This window comes from Caballeronia sp. dw_276, from assembly GCF_018449635.1.
Classification (GTDB): Bacteria; Pseudomonadota; Gammaproteobacteria; order Burkholderiales; family Burkholderiaceae; genus Caballeronia.
Genome location: NZ_JAAVUV010000002.1, coordinates 497,770 through 512,799 on the forward strand (window position 1 = coordinate 497,770; position 15,030 = coordinate 512,799).

A 15,030-nucleotide genomic window follows, 5' to 3' on the forward strand; every position below is an offset into this window, starting at 1 on the left:
CGGTTTTCGTTAGCACCCCGCACCTGCGAGTGCTACTCATCCAACATTACGGAAACCAGATATGAGCCTACGTCCGCTCCACGACCGCGTCATCATCAAGCGCCTCGACCAGGAAACCAAAACCGCATCGGGCATCGTGATTCCGGAAAGCGCCGCTGAAAAACCGGATCAGGGCGAAGTCATCGCTGTCGGCCCAGGCAAGCGTGACAGCGACGGCAAGCGTATCGAGCCCGATCTGAAGGTCGGCGAGCGCGTGCTGTTCGGCAAGTATTCGGGTCAGCAGGTCAAGGTCGACGGCAACGAACTGCTCGTGCTGCGCGAAGAAGACATCGTCGCCGTAGTCTCTCAACAATAACGGAGCTTAAGAAATGGCAGCCAAAGAAATTGTCTTTAGCGACAACGCGCGTTCGAAACTGGTCGAAGGCGTCAACATCCTCGCCAATGCAGTGAAAGTAACGCTGGGTCCGAAAGGCCGTAACGTCGTGCTTGAACGCAGCTTCGGATCGCCTGTTGTGACGAAGGACGGCGTGTCGGTAGCCAAGGAAATCGAACTGGCCGACAAGCTGCAAAACATCGGCGCGCAACTGGTGAAGGAAGTTGCGTCGCGCACCAGCGACAACGCCGGTGACGGCACCACTACAGCCACCGTGCTTGCGCAGGCTATCGTGCGCGAAGGGCTGAAATACGTTGCAGCAGGCCTCAATCCGCTCGACTTGAAGCGCGGTATCGACAAAGCCGTGCTCGCCGCTGTCGAAGAACTGAAGAAGATCAGCAAGCCGACCACGACCAGCAAGGAGATCGCGCAGGTCGCGACAATCTCGGCGAATGGTGAGGAATCGATCGGACAGCGGATTGCCGAAGCGATCGACCGTGTCGGCAAAGAAGGCGTGATCACGGTTGAAGACGGCAAGTCGCTCGACGACGAACTCGATGTAGTCGAAGGCCTTCAGTTCGATCGCGGCTACCTGTCGCCGTATTTCATCAACGATCAGGACAAGCAAGTCGCCGTTCTCGACGATCCGTTCATTTTGCTGCACGACAAGAAGGTCTCGAATATCCGCGACCTGCTGCCGGTGTTGGAACTCGTCGCGAAGGCGGGACGGCCGCTCCTGATCATTGCGGAAGACATCGAAGGCGAAGCGCTTGCGACACTCGTGGTCAACAACATTCGCGGCATTCTGAAGACGGTGGCGGTCAAGGCGCCGGGCTTTGGCGACCGGCGCAAGGCGCTGCTCGAAGACATTGCGATCCTGACCGGTGGTCAGGTGATCGCTGAAGAAACCGGACTCTCGCTGGAAAAGGCGACGCTCGCCGAACTCGGTCAGGCGAAGCGCATCGAGGTGGGCAAGGAAAACACCATCGTGATCGATGGCGCCGGCGACACCACGAACATCCAGGCCCGCGTCAAGCAGATCCGGGTGCAGATCGAAGAAGCGAGCTCCGACTACGATCGTGAAAAGCTGCAGGAGCGCGTGGCGAAACTGGCTGGCGGCGTGGCGGTGATCAAGGTGGGCGGCGCAACCGAGATCGAAGTCAAGGAGAAGAAAGACCGCGTTGACGACGCGTTGCATGCAACGCGGGCCGCAGTTGAAGAAGGCATCGTGCCCGGCGGCGGCGTTGCGCTGATTCGCGTGAAGCAGGCAATCAGCGGTCTTAAGGGCGCCAATGCGGACCAGGACGCCGGCGTGAAGATCGTGCTGCGCGCACTGGAAGAGCCGTTGCGCCAGATCGTCACGAACGCAGGCGAAGAAGCGAGCGTGGTCGTCGCGAAGGTCGCCGCGGGTACGGGCAACTTCGGCTACAACGCGCAGACCGGCGAGTACGGCGACCTGGTTGAATCCGGCGTGCTCGACCCGACCAAAGTCACCCGGACCGCATTGCAAAACGCGGCATCGATTGCGGGCCTCTTGCTTACGACCGATGCCACCGTCACCGAAGCGCCCAAGGACGCAGCCGCTGCGACACCGGCGGGCGGCCCGGGCGCGGGCGGCCCAGGCTACGATTTCTAAAGTTTGAATAAGCGGCACTGCAGGTCGGCGTGGTCCGTTCAGGACACGCCGATTTGCTTTATGGATCCACATAATCACGCCATCCTTCGTTCGGCTCGCAATGCAAGAGCGAACTCTCAATCCCCTTCCGATGATTCCATGGTCACGATCGCCAGTCAGCTCGCCGAGCCCTTCAACGATGCAGTGCGCACCTTGTTGCCCGATGTCCGCGTCCTGGGCATACCGCGCGGCGTACCCGCAGAATTGCCTGAGGAGGCTTCAGTCCTAATTGCAGCACCGATCATCATCCGCGGCGCGAAGGCGCCGGAACATGCTCCCGCTGGGTGGCCGTTCGGACTTCAGTGGGTCCAGCTCGGCTCATCGGGCATCGACTTTTATCCGCGATGGTTTTTCGATGGCTTGCCCGTCACTACAGCACGCGGCACCGCGTCGGCGGCGATAGCGGAATTCGCCGTGGCTGCGATCTTTGCCCACGCAAAACGCCTGCCGGACATCTGGATTCACGACGCAAAACAATGGGCGCTGACGCCGCTTGCAACAGTGCAAGGCAGCACGGTTGCCGTGTTCGGCTTCGGTTCGATTGGTCAGGCGGTTGCGCAAAAGGCCTTGGCGCTCGGCGCGCGGGTGGTCACCGTGCGGCGCAAGAGTTCTGCCGCGGCAGAATTTCCTGGCGTGACCTTCGTGGACGATATCAACGCACTCGTGCGCGAAGCCGACCACTTGGTGCTCGCCGCGCCCGCTACCGATGCAACGCGTCATATCGTGAATCGCGAGTTGCTTGCAGAAGCGAAACCGGGATTGCACGTCATCAACATCGCGCGCGGCTCGCTGATCGATAACGACGCGTTGCTCGACGCGCTTGCCGATGGCCGTCTCGGCGGAGCCTCGCTCGACGTTACCGAACCCGAGCCGCTCCCGGCGGGGCATCCGTTTTACCAGCATCCGCGTATTCGCCTGTCGCCGCATACATCGGCGATCGGACCGCACAACACGGCCGAACTCGCCCGCAAGTTCGTGCGCAACTTCAGCGCCTTCACACAGGGTACGGCGCTGGAAGATCTCGTCGATCTTCGAAGAGGATACTAAGCACTTCAAGCGACGTCCGCCCGCTCCCCTTTCCACACACTTGCCGAATAAAGTTCTGGAGAGAAATCAGGCGGCACGTCGCCGGTCATGCGTTGCTCATGCTGTTCCAGATCCGCGATGAACAAATCCCGGCTGATCCGGCTCACCACAGCGGGGATATCCCGTTTCATGCTCGGCACGTCGCCAACCGGCAACCCGAAGCTGACAAAACCGGCAGGATTGTAGACGTGCAAATTCGCCAGATAGGGCGCAGCTCCCGGTGTTTTCTCAAGGTATTCGTGTCCCGCGCCAAGGTAGGGATGCGCGCCGAGATAATCGTCGCGCTCGCCTTCGCCGGGAACGTAACGGTCGCGCCACAGCAGGATGTCACGCGATAACGCGCTGAGTTCGGGACGCACCACGGGGTCGACGTAATACCCCGTACCGGCAATCGCGAAGTCGAACTGAAACGTCTCTTCCCCCACCCTCGCGGCAATGCGGCCGCCCTCCACGCCGGCATGATCCCAGCTCGCACCCAGGTGCAGATGAAAGTTCGGATGCTCGGTCACACGTTTCACGGCATCGACTGGAGCGGTCGATCCGGCGCGGCGAAATCGCAACGCCTGACGCCATCGGAAAGCATCGGGCAAGTGGGGATAGTTGTCGTAAGCGCCGGGGTATGCACGCGCGCGCGTGACCGGAATGGCGGGCAAGGCGCTGCGGCGAACGAACAGATGCACGTCCCGCGCGCCCGCTTCGAGCGCGGTGCCGGCCGCATCGAAGGCCGATGCTGCGCCTCCGATCACGGCAACGGCTTTTCCGCGCAAGGCAGCGAAGTCGATTGCACTCGATGTATGTGCGTACGCGCTTGCCGGCAGATGTTCGCTCAACACCGCCGGTATGAAAGGCGCACCATTGCCGGCAACGCCATTGCTCAAAATGACTTTGCGAGCGGTCTCTACGTGTTCCTGGCCTGATGCATCCACGAGACGCAAGCGGAAAAACGAGCCGGCGGGTTCTATGCGCGCGAGGCGCACGCCGTATCGAACCGGGATCTCCAGGAAATGGCGGTACCACGCAAGATATTCGGCCCACCGCGTGCGTTCGATCCGGTCGATCGCGTCATACTCCGCGGCCCCGAAACGTGCTTCGAACCACGCCTGGAAGCTCAGCGCGGAGACACCGAGCTCCGGACCAACGAGCGTTTTTGGCGTGCGCAGCTTGTTCATGCGCGCACGGTTCAGCCATACGCCCGCGCTCGCTTCATCGGCTGCGGCATCGATGACCGTGACCTTGCCCACGCCCGCGCGCCGCAACGCAAACGCGAAGGCGGCGCCCGTCTGGCCGCCTCCCACGATCACGACGTTATGGTCGATGCCCGGCCGATCCGGCACCCAGTTGTCGGGATCGGGACCGAGGAGGCGCAGCGCGGCTCGCGCGTTTGCATCGAATTTTTCTGCAGCGTTCATGGCAATGTTCCAGGGAGGACGATCTCCGAGATATTGGAAATGAACGTGCGTGTCGGCAACCAAGCAATTCGAATTTGCTTAGGCGCTTTTTCGATACATCAATGAACCTTCGGAAAACCGTGACGCTCCGCAAGAAGATCCAGGATGCGGCGCGTGTCGGTCACGAAGCGTTTGTTGCCTAGCGTCTGGGCATCGTCGGGAACCGGATGTTCATCTCCCAGCACCAGCACAGGCAGGCCTTGGTGATCGGCATCGAGCGCGGCAATTGCGGCCTCGCGCGGACGCGCAAACGGCAGACGACGAATTTCAAGGGCGGCCGTCTTGGACGGGTCGCTTGCGAGCAAACCTTCGATAGGCGCGCCATCGGGGCAAATGAAACGCTCGCCAGGATATTTGGGATCTGCAAACCCTGGTTCCAGCAGCAGCAACAGGTCTTGGCTCACGGTATGAATGTCCTCTCAGGAAATTACCTCACAGCGTGACAATGTAGTCGCGGGCGGAAGACATCGCTCTATCGATTTCAGCTTTGCATACGCACCTTGATGCAAAGGCGGCGGGGGAAAACACTTACAAAGCTTGCGCTGAATATGCATAGCAAAAATCGTTGATTGTTGAAATCGTGTATGCGACGAAGAATATGGATCCACCTCAGTCCAACGATCCAGAACAACCAAGCGGAGCACACAATGAGCAATGCCAAGCGGCAGATCAAGCTAGGTGCATTCCTGATGGAGACGGGGCACCATATCGCCGCCTGGCGTCACCCCGAGACGCACCTGACAGGCGGACTCGACTTCCCGCACTACGCTGAACTCGCGCAGATCGCCGAGCGCGCCAAATTCGATGCTGTATTTTTCGCGGACAGCGTCGGCATCCGCGATACGAATCTTGCATCGCTTTCACGTACAGCACGCGCCGATCACTTCGAACCCCTGACCTTGCTTGCTGCGTTATCCGTGGTCACGAAGAACATCGGCCTGATTGCCACGGTATCCACTACGTTCAATGAACCGTTCAACGTGGCACGCAAGTTTGCTTCGCTCGACCACCTGAGCGGCGGACGCTCGGGTTGGAATCTGGTTACGTCGAGCAGTGAAACTGAAGCGCTCAACTTCGGCTTCGAGCAACATCCGGCGCATGCCGTCCGATATGAACGCGCACGTGAATTCCTGGACGTCGTCACGGGCCTTTGGGACAGCTGGGAGGACGACGCTTTTATTCGCGACCGGGAAAGCGGGGTCTATTTCTATTCCGACAAACTGCATGTCCTGAACCATCGCGGCCCGCATTTCAAGGTGCGCGGTCCGCTCAATGTCGCACGCTCTCCGCAGGGCTGGCCCGTCGTGGTACAGGCCGGAGCGTCGGATGCCGGCCGCGAGCTTGCCGCACGGACCGCCGAAGTGATCTTCGTCGCGCACCAGACACTCGAAGAAGCGAAAGCTTTCTACAGTGACGTAAAAAGCAGGCTCGTTCGATACGGCCGGCGGCCTGAAGACTTGAAGATCATGCCGGGAATCTTTCCGGTCATCGGAAGGACGCAGGACGAAGCACGCGAAAAGTTCGACGCACTGCAGAACTTGATTCATCCCGACGTCGGGCTTGCTTTGTTATCGAAAATGACCGGGGGTGTCGATCTGTCGGCCTATCCTATCGATGGCCCGTTGCCCGACCTGCCCGAGACGAATGGCGGCAAGAGCCGGCAGCAATTGCTGTTCGATCTTGCGCGGCGCGAGAACCTGAGCATCCGCGACCTCTACTTGCGCATTGCAGGCGCGCGTGGCCACCAGCAGGTCGTGGGCACGCCCGAGAGCATTGCAGATCAGCTGCAGCAGTGGTTTGAAGAAGAAGGTGCGGACGGGTTCAACATCATGTCGCCATGGTTGCCGGGCGGCCTGACCGAATTCGCCGAGCTGGTCGTGCCCGAGTTGCAGCGCCGAGGTCTCTTTCGCACCGAATATGAAGGTACGACGCTACGCGAGAACCTCGGGCTGTCACGACCGGAAAATCGTTACGCCCATGCTGAAAGAGAACGCCTCGCGAGCTGAAACGCGTTAAAGGGCTCCGCGCTCGCTGCTAACGCGGGCCGAGCCTTTAAGCGAAACCCTCACCGCTTATGGTCGGTACGACGCGCAAGCCATTCGCCGGCAATCTGCACCATGGAAACCAGCGCAATCAGAATGATGATGACCATGAACATCACTTGCGTCTCGTATCGCTCATAGCCGTATCGAATGGCCATGTCTCCAAGGCCTCCTCCGCCCACTGCGCCCGCCATTGCAGAGGTGTCGATCATTGCGATGGCGGTCACCGTCATGCCGCCCAGAATGCTGGGAAGCGCTTCGGGCAGTAACACGTGCCGCACGATATGCCAGCGCCGGCAACCCATCGCGCGCGCCGCCTCTATCAAACCTGGCTCGACGCTGTTGAGGCTCACCTGTGCAATCCGCGCAAAAAACGGTATGAGGTTCGCGCTCAAAGGCACGACCGCTGCCCAGGTACCGAGCGTCGTTCCCACAATGAAACGTGTCACGGGCAACAGCGCCACCAGCAAAATGATGAAGGGAATGGCGCGAAACATATTGATGATGATCGAAAGCGTCTTGTTCAAACGCGGCTTTGGATAAAGGCCGTCGACAGCGGTAGCAGTGAGGACAACGGCAATGACCAAACCCGCCACTATCGCAATCGCCATCGAAACACTTACCATGAGCAGCGTCTGGAGCAGCGCATGGATATACCGGTCAAGTAGCGGCGTGGACATAACCTAATACCTCGATGTGTGCAGCTGGCAGCGCCTCGCGCGCCCGATCTTCATTCCAACCTTGCACGGGGACCGATATCAGCAGGCTTCCCTGCGCGTGTCCACGTATGCGATCGAGCCCTCCGTGCAGCAGATTCGTACCCTCGCCCAATGCGGCAAGCGCTGCGAACGGGACGCCGCCGGGAAGGCTGTTACCCGGAAATTTGATCTTGAGAATTGCATCACCGGCGTGCCCGTTTAAATCGGGTACAAGCCGTTCGGCGAGATCGGGCGGGATATCGTGCAGCAGCGGCCGCAGCAAGGCCCGGGTCGCATCGGCTTGCGGATTACCAAAGACAGCCCAGACCTCCCCGTGTTCCACAATCTGTCCGCGATCCAAGACGAGCACCTTGTGGCAGATCTCGCGGATGACCGACATGTCGTGCGTGATCAGCACGATCGTCAAGCCCAGCTTGCGATTGATGTCCCCTAGCAAATCCAGTATGGATTGCGTTGTTTCGGGATCGAGCGCGGAAGTGGCTTCGTCGCAGAGAAGGATTTGTGGATCGTGGACAAGCGCGCGGGCAATACCCACTCGCTGCTTTTGTCCTCCCGATAACTTCGCCGGGTAGACATCCGCCTTGTCCCGCAGGCCTACGAGTTCGAGCAGTGCATCGACACGTTCTCGCGCGAGCTTTGCCTTGACCCCCGCCACGCGCAATGGCAAGCCAACATTCTCCCTGACCGTCTTGGCAGACAGCAGGTTGAAATGCTGGAAGATCATGCCGATACGACGGCGCAACGCAACGAGCCCGTCTTCGTCCAGGGTGCCTACGTCGGTATCGTCTACGCTAACCCGACCCGCCGTGGGCGACTCGAGCATGTTGATTGCGCGCAGCAGCGTGGATTTGCCCGCGCCGCTGCGCCCGATAATGCCGAAGATCTCGCCGCGCTCCACATTGAAAGAGACGCCCTTGAGTGCGACGACTGTTCCGGTGCGTGTCGAGTAGCTTTTCTGCACGCCCTCGAACGCAATATGGACATCGGCCGGCAGCACGCTTTGGGGCGGCTCGCGAACCACGCGGGGAACCGCGCGGGAATCCGATTCGTAAACGTCGTTGATAAACAGACCTCGTAAAAAATCACTTCAAGCCAAACGCGTGCGGCACTGCACGCCCGTAAGGAACCCTCCCTCAGAACGCAGGAATGACAGACCCGTTGAAATGCGTCTCGATGTAGGTGCGTACTTCCGGTGACTGATAAGCCTTCACCAGGTTCTTGACCCACGGCGCGTTCTTGTCCTGTTCGCGGACCGCAATGACGTTGACGTAGGGGTTGTGGTCTTTCTTCTCGACCGCGATTCCATCGCGCGTTGCGAATAGACCCGCCTCGGACGCAAAGTTATTCACGATTGCCGCGGCGTCCACGTCCGGAAGTGAACGCACTTGCACGACGTCCGCCGCCTCTACGAATTTAAGGTTTTTGGGGTTTGAAGTCACATCCTGCAGCGTCGCGGTTCCCGTGAATGGATCAAATCCATCACGCAGCGTGATCAGTTTGTGATCGCGCAGAATGACCAGCGCGCGCGTCTGGTTGCTGGGATCGCTTGGAATGCTGACAGTCGCGCCGGACGGCAGGGTCTCCAACGACTTGTACTTCTTCGAGTAGAACGCGATCGGCGAGATGTACGTATTTCCCACCGGCACGATCTTGTAACCCCGCTGCTTGACCTGGTCTCGCAAGAACGGAATGTGCTGGAATGAATTGGCATTCAGGTCGCCGTTGTTAAGGGCTTCGTTAGGGCTCGCCGTTCCTGTAATCACAATGGACTCCACGGGCACGCTATTCTTTTTGGCAACCTGCGTAACGACTTCCCAGATCTGTTCATCGACACCTCCGCGCACGCCTACTTTCAAGGGCACTGATTCGGCTGCGAACGCGCCGCCATGCAACAGCGCGAGGGTCGCAGCGATAACAGCCAACAAGCGAAACGGACGACGAACCATGGCGACTCTCTCTCGGTGTGAATTAATGTTCGGCGATTATAGGGATGGGTTTTTCAAAGGCCTAAGAATTGTTAGTCGAATGCTAATCACCGTCCAGCGCCTGGATTTTTTCGGAAGCTCACAAGATTGGAATACCTAACTAGGCGTGAGGGAACTGGCTTGCACAATGCATGGATTCTGCTTGTTGAGCGCCACTCACCGACGTCACACCAGCTTCATCGATGCACACACGAAACAAGCACAGATGCAAAGGCTATCCGCGCACCGCTGATAACCGCCCGAACATTTTCATGCAAAGAAAATTCCGATAGCTTCGTTGCGGCGTCATGCATGCGATGCTTCAATCTAGCGCTCCAAGCGCCAAGGGTTTACTTAAACGGCCACATCCTCCCCCTTACGTTTATCAACCCGCAACGCCAGCTTCCAGATTCGCAACATCAAAAGCCAAGGAACGCGAGCCAATGTCCGTCCAGCTTGTGCAAGACACGTCCGCCGTCAAACCGCCGCCCGATCGGACTCGCTCACGCCGCAGCCGCGAGGAGATCCTCGCGGACCTTCCGTCCATTGCGAAGGAGATCGCCAAAGGCGCGGTCGCACGTGAACTCGGCAGGGAATTACCATTCGAAATTTTCCGCACACTGCGCCACACCGGCCTGACATCGCTGCGCGTGCCTGAACAGTTGGGCGGTCCCGGCGGAACCCTCGCCGATCAGGTGGAGGTCATCTGCACGCTTGCTGCCGCCGATTCAAACGTGGCGCACGCGCTGCGCAGCCATTTCGGTTTTCTCGAATCCATTGCGGTCGACCCTGGCGCACCGGTCAGCCGCAAGTATGTACAGGAAGTACTCGACGGCAAACTCTTTGGCGGCGCGCACATGGAAATCAATACGCCACGTCCGAACATGCTGCGCACGAAACTGGTCAGGCATGGCGACAGGTACCTCCTGACGGGCAAGAAATACTATGCGACAGGCGCGGCGTTCTGCGATTACACGAGCTTCACGGCCCTCGATGAAGACGGCCGCGTAACCGGCGCGCTGGTGCCTGCGAACCGCAAAGGCGTGCACATTCTCGATGACTGGGACGGCATGGGCCAGCGCCTGACGGCGAGCGGCGGAGTTGATCTTGACGACGTGGAAGTGTTTCCGGACGAGATCACCTCGCGACTCGACGGCGATCCATTCGTGCGCCGTCACAATGCAACGCGCGCGCAGTTGCACCTTGTGGCGTGCATCGCGGGCATCGTCCGAAACGTTTTCAGTGATGCCGTAGGATACGCGCAGAAGCAGGCCCGCTCGGCGAAACACAGCCATTCCGAAACTGCGCGAGGCGACCATTTCGTGCAGCAGGTGATCGGCGATATTGCCGCCGCGTCTCACGCAATCGACGTGATCATCGCCGACGTGGCAAGAACACTCGATGCCGCGGCCGCCGGCATTGTCGCGGGGGCGCCGAACCTTGACGATCTCGTCATGGCGAGTGCGCTTGCAAACTCGAAGGCGCAAATCGTGGTCGGCAAGCTCGCCATTCGCGCGGCTGAAAAACTCTTCGATACCGGCGGCGGATCAGCGACCTCACGAAAGTACGATTTCGACCGCCACTGGCGCAACATCCGTACGATCCTCAATCACAATCCCCTGCTTCTGAAGGGTCGCGTAATTGGCGACTACTACTTGAACGGCGAGCGTGCCGATTTCGATGAAGGCCGCGTGTTCTGATTGTCTAACGCGGCCGCCTCGTCACGAGAACCGCCAATCATGCGAACGCCGATGACGCATTTGCAAGTACATCCGCAAGCAACCGGAAATTGAAAAAATAATACACAACGAAATAAGAAATAGTTCGTTAGGAATGGGAACTATTTTTGATATTGTTTTGTTGCACATCAGTAAATGACTTTCCCAATTAGATCAGTTTCCGCCTCCCGGTTCCGGAGGAACGGGTGACTTTGCACGCCTGTTCCACTACTCCGGATCGATTGAGAACGCACTGTCAATTCCATTTAATCGCCCTTCCCCGCAAACCCAGGCAAGCGGACGAGGAGGGCATCAAGGATCAATATGTCTCGGCCTTATAGACGAAACGCTCGTATTTCGAAGCGCAGTACGCCGCGGCTGGCCGCCATTTCTGTGGCGCTCGGAAGTTTATATAGCGCCGGTGCGTGGGCGCAAACGGTCACCGCTGGAAGTGACGTCGCCAAGGTCCAGGACGTGGTGGTCACCACCGGTTCCCGTGGCGATACCAAAACCGTTGCCGACAGCCTCGCGCCAATTTCCGTCATCAGCGACGCCGAGCTTGCGAAGACCGGCAAGCAGAATCTCCGCGATGCACTCGCGTCGCTCGATCCCACGTATGCCAACGTGCCCGGTTTCAAAGGCCAGCAGGGGATTGGCGTGAACACCGCCAGCTTGCGCGGATTGAGCGGCAACGAAGTGCTGGTGCTGGTCAACGGCAAGCGGCGTCATTCGTCGGCGGTCGTGATTGCGGGTATTGGCGGAACCGGAACCGATCTCGACTTGATACCGATCAGCGCGATCGACCATATCGAAATCCTGAAGGACGGCGCCGCCGCGCAATACGGGTCCGACGCGATCGCGGGCGTGATCAACATCATTCTCAAGTCCGACGCAAGCGGTGGCAGCTTCAGCGGCGAATACGGGCAGAACGCCAACGCGAATGTAGGCGGCCTCGGGCAAAACGGGAAGACCGGAAATTTTTCGTTGAATCAGGGCATCGCGTTACCGCATGGCGGCTCGTTGAATTTGAGCGCTGCTGTTGTCACTTCGAAAGACACGAACGTGGCCGGCCCGGTCCCGAACAACACCAACATCTATCCGCTGCTTCCAGGTGGCGCCAGGGACCCGCGAGAGACCACCAATTCACGGTATCGGCAGATCATGGGCCTGCCCAACACGCAGACACAAAACTTCTCTTATAACTTCAACCTGCCGATCAACGACTCCATTCAGGTCTATTCGAACGCCACGTATAGCCATCGGTTTTCGCAAGGTTTCGGGACTTACCGGTCGGCCAGTTCCTCGCAGAACAACCTCGCGTTTTATCCCGAGGGTTTTCTGCCGCAATTCGCGGTGCAGGACAATGACTATCAGGTCGTCGCAGGCGTGAAGGGAACCAACCTGCTCGGATGGGACTGGGACCTGAGCACATCGTATGGGCGTGACGACGCGCGGGTCGAAAACAACAATGCGCTAAGCCCATCGTTCGGTGCTGCGAGCGCGACCAACTTCTATCTGGGCAGCCTCGTTGCGAGCGAATGGACGACCAACCTCGACTTGACCCGCAAGTTCAACACTGGCCTCTTCGACAAGCCGCTGCAAGTCTCATTCGGTTTCGAGCATCGATACGATGAGTTCCAGCAGACCACCGGCGACTATCAGTCGTATGCGCAAGGCGGCTACATACCAGCAACCGGCGCGTTTGCAGGCCAGCCCATCTCACCGGGTTCGGCCGGCATGGGCGGCTTCTCGCCGGCTGCGGCAGGCTCCTACGGCCGCACCAACGACGCCGCGTATATAGACCTGGCCCAGGCAATCACCAACAAGTGGACGGTCGATCTCGCCGGGCGCTTCGAGCATTACAACCAGGGCGTAGGGAACGTAGCAAGCGGCAAGCTTTCTACCCGCTACGAGTTCTCCCCTACGCTTGCCGTTCGCGGCACCGTCAGCAACGGTTTCGCGGCGCCATCGCTGCAGGACACGTATTTCACGAACATCAGCTCAAGCTATAACCGCGACGTTTTCACCGGCGCGTGGATCCAGCAGATTTCGAAGCTCGTGCCCGCTTCGAATCCGGCGGCGCAGGCGCTGGGCGCGACCGCATTGAAGCCGGAAAAATCGACCAGCTTCAGCTTGGGCTTCGTGCTCAAGCCTATCGAACGTCTTAATGTTTCCGTCGATGCCTATCAGATCGTGATCCAAGACCGCATTGTCCAGTCGACGGCTTTGCAAGGCAGCGCGGTTCAGTCCTTGTTGGCCGCGGCCGGACAAAGCGCGAATCAGACAGTCTCGTATTTTGCCAATGCAGGCACGACGGTGACGCAAGGTGTCGACGTCATCGCCGACTATTTCACGCCGTTCGGCAAATACGGCGATGTGAAATGGACCTTCATGAGCACGCAGCAGAACCAGCAGATCCGCAGCTTGAACAATCCGGGCGTGCTGAGCGCGAACGGCATTCAGTTGATCGGACGTGACGCGCAGGGACGCCTGACCGTGGCGAATCCGAAGAACATCACGTCGCTTTCCGCCGACTGGACTTACGGCAAGTTTGGTGTCTTCGTCAAGGAAACGCGCTATTCGAGCGTCACCGGTCTGAACGCGATTTCCGCCGATCGCGATGAACACGTACCGGCCGCTTTCATCACCGATCTCAACCTGAGTTATTGGCTCACGAAGAAATCACGGCTTTCCATTGGCGCGAACAACCTGTTCAACAAGAAGCCGCCTAATCTTCCAGATGCCGCGATCCAATACTTCGGCTTTCCGGTTTCCACACCTAATCCGAGCTGGTACTCGCCCTACGGCGTGAACGGAGGCTTCTATTACGCGCGCCTCGACGTTGTCTGGTGATCCGGGCTTAAGGGAATTCGATGACATACGAAACAGTTTCTCCCGCTGACATTCCAGGCAGTCCGCTTGCCAATGCGTTCAAGCAGCCCTTGATGCTGGGGGTCTTCCTGAATCTGCAGGACATCCGGCTGTCCTCCTTGCCGACGACATCGACATGGACTTTCGACTACAACGCCGAGGTCGTGCGCAAATCGGATGAACTCGGGTTCGAACTCGCCTTCAGCCGTACGCAATGGCTGCCGAAAGGCGGCTACGACGGCGAAGCCTCGCTCGATGCTTTCATCGCGCTCGGCGCCATGGCTGCGATCACAAAGAATATCTTGCTGATCTCGACCATCCACGTGCTTTATGGCCCGATCCATCCGCTGCATCTGGCCAAGTACGGCGCCACGCTCGATCATATTTCCAAGGGACGCTGGGGCATCAACATCGTGACCGGGCATCGCGCGGTCGAGCATGAGATGTTCGGCTGGGATCGCATCGAGCACGACACACGCTACGAACTGGCCGGCGAACTCTTCGATGTCGTCCAGCGTCTCTGGACCGATACCGAAAACTTCTCGTTCGAAGGCAAGTCGCCCTGGAAGGTACGCAACGGCTACATCACACCGAAACCGCTGTTCGGACGTCCGGTGCTGGTCAACGCAACCGGCTCCGAAGCGGGTATTGCATTCGCCGCGAAGTATTCGGACATCGTGTTCATTACGAGCCCCGGTGGCGCGCATATAGACAGCGCGCTTGAAACCTTGCCCGCGCATATTGCCAATATCAAGGCGCAAGCGGCACGCGTAGGGCGCGCGGTACGCACCGTGATCAACCCGGTGATTGTCAGCCGCGATACCGAGCGCGAAGCCAACGAATATGCCAACGCGATCTCGCGCAACACCATCAAGGGCGTATTCGGCGGTTTCGACAGCGATGCGCACGCATGGCGCGGACGTCAGGATGCATCGCACAAACAGGGGCTTGGCCTTGGCGGCAACATCGAGATCGTGGGTACCCCCGAGCAAGTTGTCGAACAGCTTGTCGCCCTGAAAAAGACCGGCATAGACGGCGTGCAACTCGGCTTCTATGACTTCCTCCCCGATCTCGAATACTTCGGCGAACGCATCCTGCCCCTGCTCAAACAAGCCGGCCTCCGGCTCTGATCCA

12 protein-coding genes are annotated in these 15,030 nt (G+C 59.1%); 7 read left to right on the plus strand and 5 right to left on the minus strand.

Annotated elements, in window-relative coordinates; translation table 11 throughout:
* Positions 1 to 61: 61 nt before the first annotated feature.
* From HB633_RS05245 to HB633_RS05255, 3 genes are all read left to right on the plus strand, one after another.
* Positions 62 to 355 (plus strand): co-chaperone GroES, encoded by a 294-nt coding sequence (locus HB633_RS05245; RefSeq protein ID WP_213777021.1) that lies wholly within the window; start codon positions 62 to 64, stop codon positions 353 to 355.
* Positions 356 to 368: 13 nt separating this feature from the next.
* A complete protein-coding gene (gene groL / locus HB633_RS05250) occupies positions 369 to 2,009 on the plus strand; it encodes a chaperonin GroEL (RefSeq protein ID WP_213777022.1) in 1,641 nt (546 codons plus the stop codon).
* A 138-nt stretch (positions 2,010 to 2,147) separates the two neighbouring features.
* On the plus strand, positions 2,148 to 3,095 hold the full coding sequence (locus HB633_RS05255) for a D-isomer specific 2-hydroxyacid dehydrogenase family protein (protein WP_213777023.1): 948 nt from the start codon (positions 2,148 to 2,150) through the stop codon (positions 3,093 to 3,095).
* Positions 3,096 to 3,100: 5 nt separating this feature from the next.
* Here the strand turns inward: HB633_RS05255 and HB633_RS05260 are convergent, their stop codons facing one another.
* Both HB633_RS05260 and HB633_RS05265 read right to left on the minus strand, forming a co-directional pair.
* Positions 3,101 to 4,543, minus strand: a complete 1,443-nt coding sequence (locus tag HB633_RS05260) for an NAD(P)/FAD-dependent oxidoreductase (RefSeq protein ID WP_213777025.1) — start codon at positions 4,541 to 4,543, stop codon at positions 3,101 to 3,103.
* A gap of 98 nt (positions 4,544 to 4,641) precedes the next feature.
* Positions 4,642 to 4,986: a DUF3088 family protein gene (locus HB633_RS05265; RefSeq protein ID WP_213777027.1), complete on the minus strand. Its 345-nt coding sequence runs from the start codon at positions 4,984 to 4,986 to the stop codon at positions 4,642 to 4,644.
* 243 nt (positions 4,987 to 5,229) lie between these two features.
* Between HB633_RS05265 and HB633_RS05270 the strand changes: the two genes are divergently transcribed.
* The gene (locus tag HB633_RS05270) at positions 5,230 to 6,588 is read left to right on the plus strand and encodes an LLM class flavin-dependent oxidoreductase (RefSeq protein WP_213777029.1); all 1,359 of its coding nucleotides are present in this window, start codon (positions 5,230 to 5,232) and stop codon (positions 6,586 to 6,588) included.
* A 59-nt stretch (positions 6,589 to 6,647) separates the two neighbouring features.
* Here the strand turns inward: HB633_RS05270 and HB633_RS05275 are convergent, their stop codons facing one another.
* The 3 genes from HB633_RS05275 to HB633_RS05285 all read right to left on the minus strand — a co-directional run bounded on the left by HB633_RS05275 (position 6,648) and on the right by HB633_RS05285 (position 9,289).
* A complete protein-coding gene (locus HB633_RS05275; protein ID WP_213777031.1) occupies positions 6,648 to 7,304 on the minus strand; it encodes a methionine ABC transporter permease in 657 nt (218 codons plus the stop codon).
* Positions 7,285 to 8,364: an ATP-binding cassette domain-containing protein gene (locus HB633_RS05280; protein WP_346730266.1), complete on the minus strand. Its 1,080-nt coding sequence runs from the start codon at positions 8,362 to 8,364 to the stop codon at positions 7,285 to 7,287. The genes HB633_RS05275 and HB633_RS05280 overlap by 20 nt, the downstream gene beginning before the upstream one ends.
* Before the next feature lie 112 nt (positions 8,365 to 8,476).
* A complete protein-coding gene (locus HB633_RS05285; protein WP_213777032.1) occupies positions 8,477 to 9,289 on the minus strand; it encodes a MetQ/NlpA family ABC transporter substrate-binding protein in 813 nt (270 codons plus the stop codon).
* Positions 9,290 to 9,750: 461 nt separating this feature from the next.
* On the opposite strand from HB633_RS05285, the gene HB633_RS05290 reads away from it, so the two are divergent.
* From HB633_RS05290 to HB633_RS05300, 3 genes are all read left to right on the plus strand, one after another.
* Entirely contained in the window at positions 9,751 to 11,007 is a 1,257-nt protein-coding gene (locus HB633_RS05290; protein WP_213777033.1) for an acyl-CoA dehydrogenase family protein, read from the plus strand.
* A gap of 342 nt (positions 11,008 to 11,349) precedes the next feature.
* Positions 11,350 to 13,878 (plus strand): TonB-dependent receptor, encoded by a 2,529-nt coding sequence (locus HB633_RS05295; protein WP_213777035.1) that lies wholly within the window; start codon positions 11,350 to 11,352, stop codon positions 13,876 to 13,878.
* A gap of 20 nt (positions 13,879 to 13,898) precedes the next feature.
* On the plus strand, positions 13,899 to 15,026 hold the full coding sequence (locus HB633_RS05300; RefSeq protein WP_213777036.1) for an LLM class flavin-dependent oxidoreductase: 1,128 nt from the start codon (positions 13,899 to 13,901) through the stop codon (positions 15,024 to 15,026).
* Positions 15,027 to 15,030: the final 4 nt, after the last annotated feature.